This is a genomic window from Pseudoalteromonas sp. BSi20439 (genome assembly GCF_000241165.1).
Classification (GTDB): domain Bacteria; phylum Pseudomonadota; class Gammaproteobacteria; order Enterobacterales; family Alteromonadaceae; genus Pseudoalteromonas.
On sequence record NZ_BADW01000077.1, the window covers coordinates 1 to 17,008 of the forward strand.

Sequence of the window (17,008 nt, forward strand, 5' to 3'; positions counted from 1 at the left end):
GCTATATAGCGTCCTTTTTTGTTATTCGCTTAACTGATTACTTAACGGGTCAGCTCACCACGCAGGTTATCTTGCATTAAATGGCGAATTGTTTCAATTTCTAGGTTTTGACTAAACAAGTAATGCAGCTTAGTTAAGCATGCTTCTAAGGTCATATCGTAACCGCTGATCACGCCTATGTTTAACAGCGCATTACCCGTGGCATAACCGCCCATGTTCACTTGGCCTTTTAAACATTGGGTTAAATTAGTAATGATAACACCCCGTTTGCTTGCTTCATCCAGAATATCTAAAAACTCAGGGTCTTGTGGCGCATTGCCTACGCCAAAGCTTAGCAGTACGAGGGCTTTAATATTGCCATTAACTAAGCTTTTTACTACTTCTTTGCTGATCCCTGGGTATAAATACAGCACGCCAATAGCTTGCGGTGTAATAGGGGTAACTTGGAGTTCATTTTCTACATACGGGCTTAATTGCCCTTTGATCAGCTGAATATTAATACCTGAAAGCGCAAGCGGCTCTAAGTTAGGTGAGGCGAATGCATCAAACCCATCTGCATGGGCTTTAGTTGCACGATTGCCTCTGAACAACTGATTATTAAAAAATAAGCTGACTTCTGCAATGGGGTAGTTAGCCGCTAAATACATGGCATTAAGGAGGTTAACTTGACCATCTGAGCGTAATTGAGACAGCGGAATTTGTGAGCCGGTCACAATAATAGGTTTAGTTAAGTTTTCAAACATAAACGACAGAGCTGATGCAGTATAGGCCATAGTGTCAGTACCATGCAGTACCACAAAGCCATCGTAATCTTGGTATTTACTTTTTATATCATCGGCGATGAGTTGCCAATGAGCCGGTGACATATCTGAAGAATCTATAAGTGGGCAGTATTCATGAATATCAAATAATGGCATTTCTTCACGATTAAACTCTGCGTTATTAACCACGGTTTCGGTTAAAAACCCTTCAGCAGGAATATAGCCGCGAATTGATTTTTTCATTCCTATGGTACCGCCAGTGTAAGCGATATAAATGCGTTTACGTTTCATAAAAAAGCCCAGTAAAAAACTGGGCTTAGTATAACGCTAACTGCTAATCAATACAGCCTGTTAAGGCACTATTGTGCAACTGTACACTCTAAACAGCGGGCATAAACACCTTGTGGATCGTTATAATCTTTTAGGTTTTCTACTTCACTGCTTAATTGTTTAATAACACTTTGCAGATTAGCTTGGCTGGCTAATACTGCTGTTTTTTGTGTTTCAAGCCCAAGTACTGATTTAACGGCGGCACTGCCGAAAATATCTTGAAGCATTTTTTCTTGTGGGCTAAGCGATTGCTTAATTGTTTTAACGTCATAGTAGTTAAGCTTTGCAAGCTCTGCAGCTGCTTTAATCGCATCTTGTTTATTACCAAGTTTATCAACTAAACCAAGCTCTTGAGCTTGAGAGGCAATCCATACCCGACCTTGGGCAATTTTATCAACTTGCTCTGGGGTCATATTACGTGCCTCCGCAACCACATCTAAAAAGCGTCCATACGCTTCTTCAACACTCATTTGAATAACTTTAGCCATTTTCTCGTTAAGTGGGCGAGTGATTGAAAAACCTGCCAATTCGGTGGTCGCTACGCCATCTGAATACACGCCTATTTTAGCGAGGGTATCTTCAAATGTCATAAAGGTACCAAATACGCCAATTGAACCGGTAATTGTACTCGGCGCTGCCCAAATTTCATTGGCCGCCGATGCAATCCAATAACCGCCTGATGCAGCTACTGAGCTCATTGATGCAATAACGGGTTTACCAGCAGCTTTAAGTGCAAGTACTTCAGCACGAATTACTTCTGAGGCAAACATGCTGCCACCGCCTGAATCTATACGTAAAACCACCGCTTTAACCTTGTCATCAAGTCGGGCTTTGCGAAGGAGGGCTGCAGTTGAATCACCACCAATTTCACCAGCACGGCGTTCACCATCAACAATAGTGCCTTTAGCAACTACAACAGCGACTTTTTCAGTCATAGGGTTATCAAACTCAATAGGCGGTTTTACTAAACTTAAGTATTCACCAAAAGAGACTTGTTTGAATGTTTTTCCATCTTCATTTTCTCCAACCAATTCAATTAATTGTTGGCGAATTTGCTGATTGGTTTTTAATGAATCAACCCATTGGTTATCCAGTGCATACTTACCGGCATCACCATTAGCGGCTTGCATTTTAGCTAAATAAACATCCATTGTTTCATCAAAGTTTGACTCATCAAAAGGACGCACAGCACTAACGTCTTGCTTATATTCGTTCCATAAAGCACCAAGCCATACGCGGTTTGCTTCTTTAGCTGCCTCTGACATATCGTTTCTGATAAACGGTTCAACGGCCGATTTAAAGGTTCCTACACGGAATATATGCTGAGTGACTTCTAATTTTTCTAATGCGTCTTTGAAGTAAAGCGGGTACATACCGTAGCCTTCAATAAGCACGCTACCATAAGGATGCATCGCAATTTCGTCTGCATGCGCGGCAATGTAATATTGTGCTTGGGTGTAGTAATACCCTGAGGCAATCACTTTTTTACCAGTTGCTTTAAATGTTTCAAGTGCCTGCGTAATTTGTTTGAGCTTATTTAAATGTGCTTTTGGCATTTCTTGTAAATCAAGCAAAATAGCGCTTATACGCGAGTCTTGTGCTGCTTCATTAATTACTTCAACTACATCGTCGAGCAATATTTCACTGGGTGAGTCAGCACTGGCCGTTGCATCATTAATAGCGGCTTCAACAGGGTCTATATAGGTTTTTTCTTCGACAATAGGGCCATTAAGGTTAAGTCTAAGAACAGAGCCCTCTTCGACAATAATTTTATCACCGTCACTTGATACCGATACGATAAAAATGACGACCAAAAATAAAAACAATACGTTGAGTATTAAACGACGTGAGAAGTTGATCCCCGTCCATATACCTTTAAATACCTTTGCTATCAAAATAGCTCCTTAAATTGGTACAGCTAAAACGTTATTGCCATCTTAGCGTAGAATATAAATAAATTTAACTGCTAAATCGTAACGAAACATTTATAAATTCAATTACACTTGAGATTAAACACGTGTTTATTTGATAAATAATTACTGAAATTATGGCTGTAGTCACTACTTTTAACTCACGCTATTGGTCAAGATAAACGCAGTCAACAGGTTTTAAGTTAAAAAATTATTAAGTTTAATCTGCTCATATATTGCTTATTGTTGGTCATTAAAGCAGAATTGACTAAATGCACACAGGTTAGACCAGTTATTGGGGCACAGGATGTTAGAACAAAAATTAGAACTAAAACACACACAATTACGCAACCGTTTAGTAATGGGATCAATGCATACCGGCCTCGAAGAGGGATGGCATAATCGTAAACGCCTACGTGCTTTTTATGAAGCACGTGCTAAAGGTGGCACAGCAATGCTCATTACGGGGGGATATAGCCCTAATCTTCGCGGCAAGTTAACGCCTATTTCATCATCATTTAATAGTTATTATGATGTTTTTAAACACCGTGCTTATACGCAAACTGTTCATCAACATGGTGGTAAAATTTGCCTGCAGTTATTGCATGCTGGGCGCTATGCTTATCATCCATTCAATCAAGCCCCAAGTGCTATAAAAGCACCGATCAACCCTTATAAACCTAAGGCTATGTCTTTAAGTTCAATTAAAAAAACCATTAAAGATTTTGCGCACTCTGCATATTTAGCAGAAAAAGCAGGTTACGATGGCGTTGAGGTGATGGGCTCTGAAGGTTACTTAATTAATGAATTTATGGCACCGCATACAAACAAACGAGACGATGAGTTTGGTGGCAGTCTTGAAAACAGAATGCGTTTAGCTGTTGAGATTGTAAAAGCAGTAAGAGCTAAAGTTTCAGATAAATTTCTAATTATTTTTAGACTGTCTGTTATCGATTTAATTCCGAATGGCTCAACTCCTGAGGAAGTAACACAACAAGCTATTGCACTTGAAAAAGCAGGTGTTGATATTTTTAATACTGGCATTGGTTGGCATGAAGCTCGAGTACCGACAATTGCAAGCATGGTACCCCCAGGCGCATTTAAAGAAGCGTCAAAGCGGTTGAAAGATGTTATTAGCGTGCCTGTTATTGCGGTAAACCGCATTAATACACCAGAAATTGCCAATGATATTTTAACGGCGGGTGAAGCTGATTTAATCTCTATGGCGCGTCCTTTACTTGCCGATCCTGAGTTTTTTAATAAATACCAAGCCAAGCGCTCTGACCATATTAATGTTTGTATTGGATGTAATCAGGGCTGTTTAGACCACGTATTTAAAGGTAAACGTGCCACGTGCTTAGTTAACCCACAAGCGGGTTTTGAACTTGATTACCCTCTAGAAAAAGCCGCAACAGCTAAAAATGTATTAGTGGTTGGAGCGGGTCCTGCTGGGCTTTCTTCAAGTTGTTACTTAGCGCAAAAAGGTCACAATGTAACGCTTATTGACCAAAAGCAGCATATGGGTGGGCAGTTTAATTTAGCCATGCAAATACCAGGTAAAGAAGACTTTAACCATACATTGGCTTACTTTAGTAATGAACTTAAGCGTTTAAATGTAACCATTGAATTAGGTAAAGCATTTAGTGACAGTATGCTAGCTGAGTTTGATGATGTGGTATTTGCCACGGGTGTAAGACCACGTGAAGCTACGATTAAATGCAGCGATAATAAGCGTGTATTTGCTTACGATGAAGTTATACGCGGTGAAGTAGAGCTGGGTAATTCTATTGCTATATTAGGCGCAGGCGGTATAGGTTTTGATATGGTGGCATTTTTAAGCGAACATAAATCACAAAGCATCAGCGACTTTAAAACCCAATGGGGCATAGAGTGTGAACCTCAGCCGCATAAAGATGAACGTCAACTCTATATGCTAAAACGCAGTGAAGGGCGCTTTGGTGGTGACTTAGGTAAAACAACCGGTTGGATCCATCGTCAAGTTGCTAAACAACATGGTGTTAAACAAATTGCCAATTGCCAATACCATCGTTTTGATAAAAACGGCCTAACCATTAGTGTTGCTGGCGAAACGCAAGTACTGCCAGTCGATACGGTTATTGCCTGTATTGGTCAAGTGTCTAACGACGAGCTATTTAAGGCACAAGCAGAGAATGCCAAGGTTCATGTTATTGGTGGCGCTAAACTCGCTGCTGCTATTGATGCCAAGCGCGCTATATTTGAAGCTTTACAAGTTGCACGCAGTATTTAATATGCAATTTAAGTAAGTACACGGGTCTGATTATTTTTTAAAGATAGTTAACTTTTAATCAGACCCTTATATTGTTGTTTTTTACCTTACCCCATTCCTTGTATAGCTAATAAATACGCTATTGCGATTTTCAATGGTGCCTTGGCTACAACGCTTAACTGGCAAAATTAAATCGATAAAGCCTCTCATTAGTTCGACCTAATTATTTACACGCAAAAGGCGAGCGCCACTTTGTAATGGCACAAATACACGGCTATTTGGGTTGCGATATTATTTGTGTACTTTTTTAACCTAGGTACTTTCTTGATAAGCAAATAATAACAGCGGGGTGCCCATTATATTTTAACCTAAGGGTTTCAATGGTATGCTATTGTTTTGTCTTTTGAGTAATTATAATGGATGCTATTGAGCTTTTATTAACCCGCCAGTCAGATGCAAAACTGACAGAGCCAGGCCCTAATGAAGAACAACTAAACATTATTCAGCAGGCTGGGCTCAGAGTTCCTGATCATGGCTGTATTGCGCCTTGGCAATATATTATTGTTCAAGGGGATGCACGTCATAAGTTAGGTGAAATTTATTATCAAAGCGCTTTGGCCGAGCAGCAAGCTGAAAAAGTAATTAATCGTGCTAAAGAGTTACCCCTTAGAGCACCCATGATCATTATTGCCATTGCAAAATATCAACAACATCCAAAAGTACCAAGAATAGAACAAGTTCAAAGTGCAGGCTGTGGCGTGCTGGCTATGCAACAAGCCGCATTTGCACAAGGGCTTGGCGGTATTTGGCGCACAGGTTACTTTGCACAAAGCCCCAGTGTTAAACACGCGCTTAACTTAAATGATGATGATGAAATAGTGGGTTATTTGTACTTAGGGACGCCAGCAGTTGAGTGTAAAAAGTCACCGCGCCATAAACCAGAAAACTTTTTTAGTTTTTGTAGCAATAGGATGAACTTTTTATATTCAATATAGTCATAATTCATTAAGTTAATCGTGTTACACTACCGCGGTTAATATTGTAGCTGCGAGAAGCGCACGGAAGCACCATACGCAATAAATCTTCTTCAGTTTGTTTTTTAATCGGTTGTTTTTTGTTAATGTATGGAAAGTCTTACCAATAATAACGATAAAGAAGACGAAAATGATGGGAAATTTATTTTTACGTGAAAAAGAAAACTGGTTTGCTTGGTCAATCTGGGGTGTTGTTGGCGCGCTTGCGACATTTTATGTTGCAATGAATACACAAGCAGCTCACTTTATTGCTGCAACTGCGATGGGTGTCCTAGTACTGCTAACATGGTGGATGCAACAGTCTCGACGATTTGATTTTGGCAGAGCCTTTAAAATATGCTGCTATGTTCTATTATTCACCGTCCTACCTTCGTTTGTGTTAGTTGTGATCCCAAGTGATGATTTAAACCGCTTCGATTTAATATTTCAAAGTATTGCATTTTTAACTGCCAGCTTACTGGTGTGTTTAGTATGTTCTTGGATTGCCCGCAGACCTAAACAATATTACTAGGGTTTATGACTATCCTGATTAATATTTAACTATTTAACCGGTTTTAGTAAAATAGGGCTTTACAAGCTAAGCGTATGATCTTATTATGCGCGCCGTACGGAGAGATGGCAGAGTGGTCGAATGCACCGGTCTTGAAAACCGGCAGGGGTTTATAGCCCCTCTAGGGTTCAAATCCCTATCTCTCCACCATTATTTAAAAAACCGCCTTATTGGCGGTTTTTTGCTATCTGGAGCTTTATTATGTCACAGTCCCCGGAGTTATCCTTTTCTAAACGTTTACTCAAGCACATCCTGCTATGGACTGTGTTTGGTTATTGTTACCAAAGTGCCATATCGTTATTACAAAAAATGGCCATTGATGCATACCCAAATAATGCGCTGATGATGACTTTCTTATATGGCATCGGATTTAATCTTTTATCCGGGCATTTAATCACAAAATACGATCATTTTTGGCCAGTGTGGGGTGCATTTTACATTGGCATTATCGGTTTGGTGGCTGTGCCTCTTTTACTGGTCGGTGTGGCTGGATTATTGTCGATGAGCTTACTTGTTGGAATTTTGCTCAGTTTACCTGTATGTACCTTTGCTATTGGTTTAATTAAAGAAAAACTCAATAAAAACTAGCCCCAAACGGCTTTTATTTTGTGATAGCATATACGGGTCTTTTAACTAACAAAACGTGAATAACACATTATGTCAGATAATTTTACTACAGATGCTGAAAAAGCAAGTTACGGTATTGGCTTACAAATGGGTGAGCAACTTAAGGCTAACCCTTTTGAAGGTTTAAACTTAAATTCAGTATTTGAAGGCATGAAAGATGCGTATGCAGGCAGTGCTTTTCAAGTAGAGATCCCTGAGATCCAAGCTGCATTTGAGAAAATTAACGAAGAGATCCAAGCTCGTCGTGAAGAAGAAGCTAAAGTATTGGCTGCTGAAGGTATTGCATTTTTAGAAGAAAACGCAAAACGTCCTGAAATTACAGTTACTGAGTCAGGTCTTCAGTACGAAGTACTTGCAACAGGTGAAGGTGAAAAGCCAACTGCAGAGTCTACAGTACGTGTTGATTACCACGGTACTTTAGTAAACGGTACTGTTTTTGATAGCTCATACGAGCGCGGTCAACCTGCTGAATTCCCAGTAGGTGGCGTGATCAAAGGTTGGACTGAAGCATTACAAATGATGCAAGTAGGTACTAAATGGCGTTTATATGTTCCTCATGAGCTTGCTTATGGTGAACGTGGTGCCGGTGCTGCAATCGCACCTTACTCAACTCTAGTATTTGACGTTGAGTTACACGCAATTCTTTAATTAGAATTTAGTTGTAAAAAAACCGCATTCATTATTACGAATGCGGTTTTTTATTGTCTGATTAAAAATGAGCGCGTTTTAAAAGTAGCCTCTAACGCCTAATTGGAAGTTACGCCCAGGAAGAGGTGCCGTATCTTTAATAAATGAACTATGCACGAAACCAAGCTCATCAGTTATATTATCAACACTTAGGTATAGCTGCGTATCAACGGCACCTAAATCAAGCTGATAATTAGCTTGTAAATCAATTAATGTATAGCCATCCGTTGCCGTTTCGTAAGCACTAATATCATTTTGCTCAAAGTAATGGGTTCCTGTTAAGGTAAATTGCGCATTACCTAGGGTATATTGTAGTTCTGAGCCCAATTTATTGGCAGGGATACGTGGTAAATTACCTTCATTATCTTTTAGTTTGGCGCGAGTAGAGTCACCAAATACTTTTACCATGGCGCTGGGGTTTATTTGATAATGTGCATCAAATTCAAAACCATAAAGCTGCGCATCTTTACTGGTAAATTGATAAACATCAATTGCATCGCTGTGTCCATTTGCAGCAGGTTCAAAACCATCCATTTCATCAAACACTAATCCGGTGTTTTGTTGATAATAAAAGTTTTTAATATCGTTATAGAAAAAGTTGACGGTGTAGCCAAAGTCACCGCTAAAACGACGTAAACTAATATCAAGATTGGTTGAGGTCTCTTGTTTAATTTCTTCAGGTTCAAAATGCGCTTCTGCCCCTTCAATATGATAGCCCAAGCCAAGCTCATAAGTACCTGTGGCAAAATGCAAACCATTAGAGAGTAATTCAGCTGAAAGTGGCGCACGCTCTGAATGTGATAAGCTAACGGCTAGGTTGTGACTTGGCATATACTCCCAAATCGCACCGGCTGAGGCACTTACATTAGTAAAGCTTTGGGTGTAGTTAATAGTCTCATCTGCTGATACAGGTTGTTCATCATGGCTGTGCTGATGTGTATCTACATCACTTTTGATATCATAATCTTCTAGGCGGGCGCCAAGCTCTACGGTGACATCGCCAAATGTGCGTTCTTCAAGTAGATATAACGCATGAGTGGTAGTGACACTTGCAGGCGTAAACGCTTCTTCGCCAATTGCATCGTAATCAGATTCACTATAGTGATAGCCAATCATGCCATTGGCCTAACTGATGCTCTACATTTAAACGTGCTTCTGTGGTTTCGTTACTAAACGTGGTGCCAATCGCGCCATCTTCAATTTCACTGTGCGTATAGTCGGTATAGCCAAGACGAAGATTAATCGATTCAATCCAGTTATCATGAAATGCATAACTTACCAGTCCTTGCCAACGATCTTGCTCTAAATGAGCATAAACGGGAGTTTCTGCGTGTTCTTCATCTGCGTGCGCTTCATGATCGCCTTCTTCTTCATGGGCGTGACCGTGATCATGTGAATGCCCAGGAATGCCATAATCTGTTTCAATATTGCCGTATGAAAAGCCAACAGTTAAATGCTCACCGACATAGCTGGTACCAAAGTTTACTGTTTCACTGTCGATAAAGGTATTTTCAACTGAAGTGGCTGTTTCTTCATCGCCCTCAATGTGTACTTCACCTTCTTCATGTTCATCCGGTAGGTTAAAGCGAGGCGTTTGATAGTCATCACCACTGCGTTTGGTGCCATCAAAATGAAAATTAAAATTATTGCTGCCTGTTTCTAATTTTGCCGCATAAGTGTTCGCATTTGAAACGGTATCGTGTGTGTATTGTGCCGCTCCCGAGAGTGCGTCAATATTATTGGTTGGAATACGGTTATCAACCACATTTACTACACCGCCAATCGCACCAGAGCCATATAGTAGGGTGCTTGGGCCTCGTAGTACTTCAATTTGTTCAGCGGCTAAGCTATCACTTGATGTTGCGTGATCTGGACCAATACGTGATGCATCACTGCTATCTAAACCGTTTTGAGTAATTTTAACACGAGGACCACCTAGGCCACGAATAATCGGACTTGAAGAGACAGGGCCGAAATAACTCGCGTTTACTCCTGGTATTCCTTTAAGTGTTTCACCTAGGGTCGGTTTCGCTTTATTTTTTAGTTCATCCCCTGATAGTACGCTCACAGGTGAAATCATTTCTAAACTATTTTTATGCAGGGCTGAGGCATACACAACGACAGTTTCAACCGAAGACGGCTTTAATGTAACAGTAATTGTATCGTCTACATTCTCAAGCGATATACGTGAATCGATGTAGTTATCTTTACTAATGTGTAATTGGCTTTTAGCATCTATGTCGATACTAAATTGACCTTGTTCATTGCTTTTCACGCTTTGTGATTTTCCGTGAACATGAATAGTTGCATTAGCAATAGGTTGTTTTTTTGAATCTGTTACTGTGCCGTTAATCGTTGCTGCTAGGGCAGAGTTAGAACACAAAACAGACAGTAGCGCTGAGGATATGAGTGTTAACTTTGTCATAATTACTTCGAATCGTGGTTGTTATGTTGTGATATAATATAACACTACAAAATGGCATCATCAACAATGTTATACTATAACTTTTAATTTTGCGTTGAATAACACAAGAGAGCGATAAATTTAATTTAGCACGGTATTATTACAGTTAAATTTAGGAGCGGCTGTCTATCATCAGTATGTCTAACTTTTTTTGTGCTTTGAAAGGATTTTGTTTATCGATTGGTTCAAGCATTTCACAGTCATCGTTTATCATTTCTGAAATTAAGCTTGGGTAGTGTCGGCAATCTTGAGGACGGTCATGGTAAATACTGCATGTATATTTATCTTTTTCTTGTGGATATTTTTTACTGCTAAGTACTAAAAATGGGCATTGCGTTAATTGCTCGCCTGTTTTGGGATCAAACCATAACTGATCGTTTTTAACATATTGAAATATTTCTGGGTTGAATAACGCCCACATTTCAATTTCATCCTGATTTGTATCTAAATCTGCCGCACCATATTTAGTGCAGCATTTACCGCATTGATTGCAATTTTGCATAGGGTAGGTATTTACTATTGCGACTTAAATTAAGCGTTAAGTGTAGCACTGTAATATCCAGTTTTTTAAATTAAACCTCTGTTTTTATCGCTTATAATACTTTTGTAACAACGCAGCGCTTAATAATAATGTACTATTAGGGAATATATTTCCAATACGATGCCTTTAATAAATCAAAAAAGGCGCGTTAATAAGGTAGCAATTAATTATGAATACTAAAGTATACAAAGCGGTTCACGATTTGGCGGAAAAGCTGATGGCAGCGGCTAATAAAAATGATACTAAACAGTTTGAATCTTTATATGCTGAGCTAAAAGCTATTTGTATTGAAAACGAAAATACAGCGAAAGATCACCCTGTTCAGTGGGAAACATTGGCTGATTTCACCGTAGAGCTAGAAGAAGCTATCGAGACTTACGAAAAAGCGTTACAGAAGTCGATAGAAATTAATAACAAAGATCATATGTCGTCTGTTGCCTTTTCTATGGCTACTTTACAGCTTGAGCTGGGTGATAAAGAAGCGGCAATTAAAAATCTGCAAGATGCTAAAATCAGTGCGAATAAAATTGAAGACAAAGAATTAAAATCAGAGATCCATGAGTTATTAGAATCATTGGTTGAAGAAGAAGGCTAGGCAACTTTATAGCCATTATTAATAATAAGCGTCAGTAATAATACCATTGGCGCTTTTTTATTGATAAAAGCAAATTCTGCGTCATTAAATGTTTATGCTTAAGTTAAGTCACTAAGCAAATTTTTTGGAGAAAAAATGCTAGCGCAAATAGAACAATGGATTGATAAAACGAATAGCGAGTATGTTCATCAAAGAATATGCTGTGATACATTTGCTAGCGAATTTGCTGGCTTTTACCCGCATGAATTTTTGAAAACTGCATTTTATGTGGTTGTTGAACACATTCCCAAGCCTGACTTTGCTGGTTTACGTGAAATTGGTTTAAGCGATTTTATTGACATGGATGTAGCAGGGATCACCTATAAAAACACTTATTACATATTACCTCATGTTGCGCGTAATTTAAGAGTGCATTTTCATGAGCTGGCTCATGTAGTTCAATGGCGCGAGCTCGGTGCTCACGCTTTTATTATGCGCTACATCAATGAAATCCAAACCTGTGGTTACAATGATGCTCCGCTTGAAAAAATGGCCTATAAACTTGATGCACACTTTACCAGCAATGGAAATAAATTTAATATTCCTGACTATATTACTCAACAGCTTTAGTTAATAAATATTATAAAAGGAATTTATATGTCGCGCTTTGTGCTCTATTTACTAGCTTTATCTGCCCTTGATGTGCAGGCGAGCTCTTTTGATGACGATATCGTCAATGCATTGATCCACAGAACAACGCAACAAGTAACTTACGATGGCGCCTATCATAGGCTTGAATACCCTGGTGGCGATGTGCCCGATAATATTGGTGTGTGTACTGATGTTATAATTAGGTCGTATCGACAGCTTGGTATTGATTTACAAAAGTTAGTACATGAAGACATGCAGGCCAATTTTCGCGCATATCCTTCTAAGCGTATTTGGGGATTAACCAAGCCAGATAAAAACATTGATCATCGACGTGTACCTAACTTACAGGTTTACTTTGAGCGCCATGCTCAAGTGTTAACTAAATCGCTTAATGCAGCAGATTATAAAACCGGTGACATAGTCACTTGGATGCTGCCAGGCAATTTACCGCACATAGGTATGGTCGTTAATCAAATTGCGCAGGACAGTGGTCACCCGCTTATTGTGCACAATATTGGTCGCGGACCTGAAATGAGCGATATGCTTTTTGCTTATACAATTACGGGTCATTACCGATTTGTACCTGCTGCTTATTCAGAGTAAATAACACGGCTATAATCGCGATTACTTGAGTAATAATTGCAGAAAAAGGTAAGTGAATAAAGCGAGCTGTTTGGCATTATACTGTGTGGTTTGCTAGTTACTTTAAATTAATACTGATATCACCATTGGGCTTGCAGCAACACAACAGTATTTCACCATCACGCACAAAGGCCAGCGGCTCTTCATTGTAATTAACTTCACCAGAGACAAGTGTTGCACGACACGCACCACAATATCCCTCACGGCACTGGTAAGCAACATCAATTTTATTCGATTCTAAGCAGTGTAAAAGAGAAGGGCAGCCAGCGGTAAAATCTAAGCACTGGCTGTTATCTGCAAGCGTGACACTTGCAGTGGTTCTATCAGTCATTATAAATCAAAGTCACCAAATTCAGCAGCATCAACCTGTGAATCAATTTGACCTACAAGGTATGAGCTAATTTCCGCTTCTTGTGGAGCAACTTGCACGTTATCAGAAACAAGCCATGAGTTGATCCATGGAATCGGATTACTGTTATTATCAAACTGTGCTGGTAAACCAATAGCAGTCATGCGTGCATTGGTAATGTATTCAACATACTGACATAAAATATGCTTATTTAAGCCAATCATTGAACCATCTTTAAACAGGTACTCTGCCCATTCTTTTTCTTGCTCTGCAGCGTCAACAAACATCTTGATTGCTTCTTCACGGCACTGTGCAGCAACAATTGCCATTTCAGGGTCGTCTTTGCCATCTTGCATAATATTTAAAATATGCTGAGTGCCTGAAAGGTGAAGCGCTTCATCACGGGCAATAAGCTTAATAATTTTAGCATTGCCTTCCATTAGCTCACGCTCGGCAAACGCAAATGAACACGCAAAGCTGACATAAAAGCGAATAGCTTCAAGAATGTTCACTGACATCATCGCCAGATACAATTTCTTTTTCAGCTCAAATAAATTAACCACAACGGTTTCACCATTAATGTCATGTTTGCCTTCACCGTACAGGTTGTAAAGCGACACCGAGTTAATTAAATCGTCGTAATAAGTGGTTACGGCATCGGCACGTTCACTAATTTTGTCATTGCTAACAATGTCGTCAAAAATGAGTTCAGGGGCTTGAGTTACATTACGAATAATATGTGTGTATGAACGGCTGTGAATGGTTTCACTAAACGCCCATGTTTCAATCCATGTTTCAAGCTCAGGAATTGACACAATTGGCAATAGTGCAACGTTAGGCGAACGGCCTTGAACACTATCAAGCAAAGTTTGGTATTTTAAGTTACTTAAAAAGATATGCTTTTCGTGGTCAGGAAGTGCTTGAAAGTCTAAACGATCTTTACTTACGTCTACTTCTTCAGGACGCCAAAAGAAAGACAATTGTTTTTCAATCAGCTTTTCAAAAATAGGGTATTTTTGTTGATCGTAACGTGACACGTTAACGGTTTGACCAAAAAACATTGGCTCTTGCATTTGGTTATTATGATTTCTGCTAAAAGTAGTATAAGACATGTTTATCACTCAAAAAACTATCACTAAAACTATCAGGACAAAGCGGGCAAGGCGCCCGCTTTAAGTTTAACTATTAAATTTTACACGCGCCGCCTGCACAATCATCATCATCCACTTCTGGAGCGTCTTCTTGTGCGTCTGATGCGCCATCACGGGTGTTATGGTAGTACAGCGTTTTAACACCTAGCTTGTAGGCACCAAGTAAGTCTTTTAGTAAGACTTTCATAGGTACTCTACCGCCTTCGTATTTATTTGGATCATAATTAGTATTTGCTGAAATCGTTTGGTCGATAAATTTCTGCATTATGCCCACTAATTGTAAGTAACCATCGTTAGATGGGATATCCCACAGTAACTCATAGCTATCTTTAAGGCGTTCGTACTCAGGGACAACTTGTTTTAAAATACCGTCTTTACTTGCTTTAACACTAATATGGCCACGCGGTGGCTCAATGCCATTGGTTGCATTAGATATTTGCGATGATGTTTCTGATGGCATTAATGCGCTCAGTGTTGAGTTACGCATACCGTGCTCTTTAATGCTGGCACGTAACGTATCCCAATCAAGATGAAGTGGTTCATCACAAATTTTATCTAAATCACGCTTGTACGTATCGGTTGGCATAATACCTTGTGAGTACGTTGTTTCGTTAAATTTTGGACAGGCACCACGCTCTTTAGCAAGTTCGTTAGATGCCTTCATTAGGTAGTACTGAATTGCTTCAAATGTTCTGTGCGTAAGCGCATTTGCGCTGCCATCTGAATAACGCTTACCGTTTTTAGCTAGGTAGTATGCGTAGTTAATAACGCCTATGCCTAGCGTACGACGTCCCATGGTTGCATTTTTAGCTGCAGGTACTGGGTAGTCTTGGAAATCAAGTAGGTTATCAAGTGCGCGTACTGCAAGCTCAGCTAACTCTTCTAGTTCATCTAAAGACTCAATCGCGCCTAAGTTAAACGCAGATAATGTACAAAGTGCAATTTCACCTTCTTCATCATTCACGTTGCTAAGAGGCTTAGTTGGTAACGCAATTTCTAAACATAAGTTAGATTGACGGATCGGAGCCACTTTTGAGATAAACGGACTGTGTGTATTACAGTGGTCAACGTTTTGTAAGTAAATACGACCCGTGCTAGCACGTTCTTGAGCAAACATAGAGAACAGTTCAATCGCTTTAATTCGTTTTTTACGAATTGACTCGTCTTGCTCATATTTTACATATAGCGCGTCAAACTCGTCTTGGTCTTCAAAAAATGCATCGTAAAGGCCAGGCACGTCAGAGGGGCTGAATAACGTAATGTAATCGTCTTTAATTAAACGTGAGTACATGAGTTTATTAAACTGTACGCCGTAATCTAAGTGACGTACGCGGTTATCATCAACGCCACGGTTGTTTTTAAGCACTAATAAGTTTTCAACTTCTAAATGCCAAAGCGGGTAGAAAAGGGTTGCTGCGCCACCACGTACACCGCCTTGCGAACAGCTTTTAACCGCTGTTTGAAAGTGCTTATAAAACGGAATACAGCCAGTGTGATACGCTTCACCGTTACGAATAGGGCTACCTAATGCACGAATACGACCTGCATTAATACCAATACCAGCACGTTGAGAAACGTATTTAACAATTGCTGATGATGTAGCATTAATTGAGTCTAGGCTATCGCCACACTCAATAAGTACACATGAGCTAAACTGGCGTGTTGGTGTACGTACGCCCGACATAATTGGCGTAGGTAAAGAAATTTTAAATAATGAAACCGCATCATAAAAACGTTTGATGTAATCAATACGTGTATCACGAGGGTAATCAGAGAATAAGCTTGCAGCCACTAAGATATATAAAAACTGCGCGCTTTCGTAAATTTCACCCGTTACACGGTTTTGAACTAGGTATTTACCTTCAAGCTGTTTTACTGCTGCGTAGCTAAAGTTAAGATCGCGAGAATGATCTAAGTACGCATCTAGCTCATCTAATTCTTGCTCTGTGTAATCAACAAGTAAATGTGCATCGTAGCGTTTTTGTTCAACCATGTTAGTAACATGGTCAAAAAGACGCGGTGGCTCAAACTGGCCATAGGCTTTTTTACGTAAATGGAATACAGCTAAACGAGCAGCAAGGTACTGATAATCAGGCGATTCTTTAGAAATCTGATCCGCAGCAGCTTTAATAATCGTTTCGTGGATGTCTTTAGTACGAATACCGTCATAAAATTGAATATGCGATTTAAGTTCAACTTGTGAAACCGAAACGTTATTTAAACCTTCGGCGGCCCATTCAATAACGCGATGGATCTTATCAAGATCGAGTGGCTCTTTACGACCGTCACGTTTGCTTACAGATAACTGTTGGTTCATAGCTTTGCCTGTATTCCTTGGGAATTAAATATTTTTGACCAATGCGTGCACCTAAAAAAGCGCAGTGCCTATTCGTTTATTGTTATTTTCACCGGTTTGGTGAATTTAATTGAATAACATTTAGCCACAATATCTGGTGTTGTTCAAATTAGAGATCACAAGATAGTGTGGT

At 39.6% G+C, this 17,008-nt stretch carries 14 protein-coding genes, 1 tRNA gene and 1 pseudogene; 9 read left to right on the forward strand and 7 right to left on the reverse strand.

What is annotated here, in order from left to right; genetic code table 11:
* Window positions 1-41: 41 nt before the first annotated feature.
* Both ansA and sppA read right to left on the reverse strand, forming a co-directional pair.
* Window positions 42-1,052, reverse strand: a complete 1,011-nt coding sequence (gene ansA / locus P20439_RS07145) for an asparaginase (protein ID WP_008112456.1) — start codon at window positions 1,050-1,052, stop codon at window positions 42-44.
* A gap of 68 nt (window positions 1,053-1,120) precedes the next feature.
* Entirely contained in the window at window positions 1,121-2,986 is a 1,866-nt protein-coding gene (sppA, locus tag P20439_RS07150) for a signal peptide peptidase SppA (protein ID WP_008112457.1), read from the reverse strand.
* 322 nt (window positions 2,987-3,308) lie between these two features.
* Between sppA and P20439_RS07155 the strand changes: the two genes are divergently transcribed.
* The 6 genes from P20439_RS07155 to P20439_RS07180 all read left to right on the forward strand — a co-directional run bounded on the left by P20439_RS07155 (window position 3,309) and on the right by P20439_RS07180 (window position 8,108).
* Window positions 3,309-5,270 (forward strand): FAD-dependent oxidoreductase, encoded by a 1,962-nt coding sequence (locus P20439_RS07155; protein WP_008112459.1) that lies wholly within the window; start codon window positions 3,309-3,311, stop codon window positions 5,268-5,270.
* A gap of 395 nt (window positions 5,271-5,665) precedes the next feature.
* Window positions 5,666-6,244 carry an NAD(P)H nitroreductase gene (locus P20439_RS07160; protein WP_008465661.1) on the forward strand — a complete coding sequence of 193 codons (579 nt, stop codon included), beginning with the start codon at window positions 5,666-5,668 and terminating at the stop codon, window positions 6,242-6,244.
* 172 nt (window positions 6,245-6,416) lie between these two features.
* Window positions 6,417-6,794 (forward strand): hypothetical protein, encoded by a 378-nt coding sequence (locus P20439_RS07165; protein WP_024601029.1) that lies wholly within the window; start codon window positions 6,417-6,419, stop codon window positions 6,792-6,794.
* A 98-nt stretch (window positions 6,795-6,892) separates the two neighbouring features.
* Window positions 6,893-6,983 (forward strand) — tRNA-Ser (locus P20439_RS07170).
* 114 nt (window positions 6,984-7,097) lie between these two features.
* The gene (locus tag P20439_RS07175; RefSeq protein ID WP_008465663.1) at window positions 7,098-7,421 is read left to right on the forward strand and encodes a hypothetical protein; all 324 of its coding nucleotides are present in this window, start codon (window positions 7,098-7,100) and stop codon (window positions 7,419-7,421) included.
* A 69-nt stretch (window positions 7,422-7,490) separates the two neighbouring features.
* Window positions 7,491-8,108 (forward strand): FKBP-type peptidyl-prolyl cis-trans isomerase, encoded by a 618-nt coding sequence (locus P20439_RS07180; protein ID WP_008465664.1) that lies wholly within the window; start codon window positions 7,491-7,493, stop codon window positions 8,106-8,108.
* A 78-nt stretch (window positions 8,109-8,186) separates the two neighbouring features.
* Here the strand turns inward: P20439_RS07180 and P20439_RS19090 are convergent.
* Window positions 8,187-10,572 (reverse strand): annotated as a pseudogene (locus tag P20439_RS19090) (TonB-dependent receptor).
* A gap of 151 nt (window positions 10,573-10,723) precedes the next feature.
* Window positions 10,724-11,113, reverse strand: a complete 390-nt coding sequence (locus tag P20439_RS07190; protein ID WP_008465669.1) for a YkgJ family cysteine cluster protein — start codon at window positions 11,111-11,113, stop codon at window positions 10,724-10,726.
* 208 nt (window positions 11,114-11,321) lie between these two features.
* On the opposite strand from P20439_RS07190, the gene P20439_RS07195 reads away from it, so the two are divergent.
* From P20439_RS07195 to P20439_RS07205, 3 genes are all read left to right on the forward strand, one after another.
* Window positions 11,322-11,747, forward strand: a complete 426-nt coding sequence (locus P20439_RS07195) for a tetratricopeptide repeat protein (protein ID WP_008465671.1) — start codon at window positions 11,322-11,324, stop codon at window positions 11,745-11,747.
* 135 nt (window positions 11,748-11,882) lie between these two features.
* Window positions 11,883-12,356, forward strand: a complete 474-nt coding sequence (locus P20439_RS07200; protein ID WP_008465673.1) for a hypothetical protein — start codon at window positions 11,883-11,885, stop codon at window positions 12,354-12,356.
* 27 nt (window positions 12,357-12,383) lie between these two features.
* Entirely contained in the window at window positions 12,384-12,980 is a 597-nt protein-coding gene (locus P20439_RS07205; protein WP_008465675.1) for a DUF1287 domain-containing protein, read from the forward strand.
* A 97-nt stretch (window positions 12,981-13,077) separates the two neighbouring features.
* Here the strand turns inward: P20439_RS07205 and yfaE are convergent, their stop codons facing one another.
* The 3 genes from yfaE to nrdA form a co-directional block, all read right to left on the reverse strand.
* Complete coding sequence (yfaE, locus tag P20439_RS07210; RefSeq protein ID WP_008112475.1) at window positions 13,078-13,350, reverse strand: class I ribonucleotide reductase maintenance protein YfaE; 273 nt, start codon at window positions 13,348-13,350, stop codon at window positions 13,078-13,080.
* Window positions 13,350-14,480 (reverse strand): class Ia ribonucleoside-diphosphate reductase subunit beta, encoded by a 1,131-nt coding sequence (nrdB, locus tag P20439_RS07215; RefSeq protein ID WP_013464873.1) that lies wholly within the window; start codon window positions 14,478-14,480, stop codon window positions 13,350-13,352. Before nrdB ends, yfaE begins: the two co-directional genes overlap by 1 nt.
* A 73-nt stretch (window positions 14,481-14,553) precedes the next feature.
* Window positions 14,554-16,836, reverse strand: coding sequence for a class 1a ribonucleoside-diphosphate reductase subunit alpha (gene nrdA / locus P20439_RS07220; protein WP_008465678.1), 2,283 nt, complete (start codon window positions 16,834-16,836; stop codon window positions 14,554-14,556).
* Window positions 16,837-17,008: the final 172 nt, after the last annotated feature.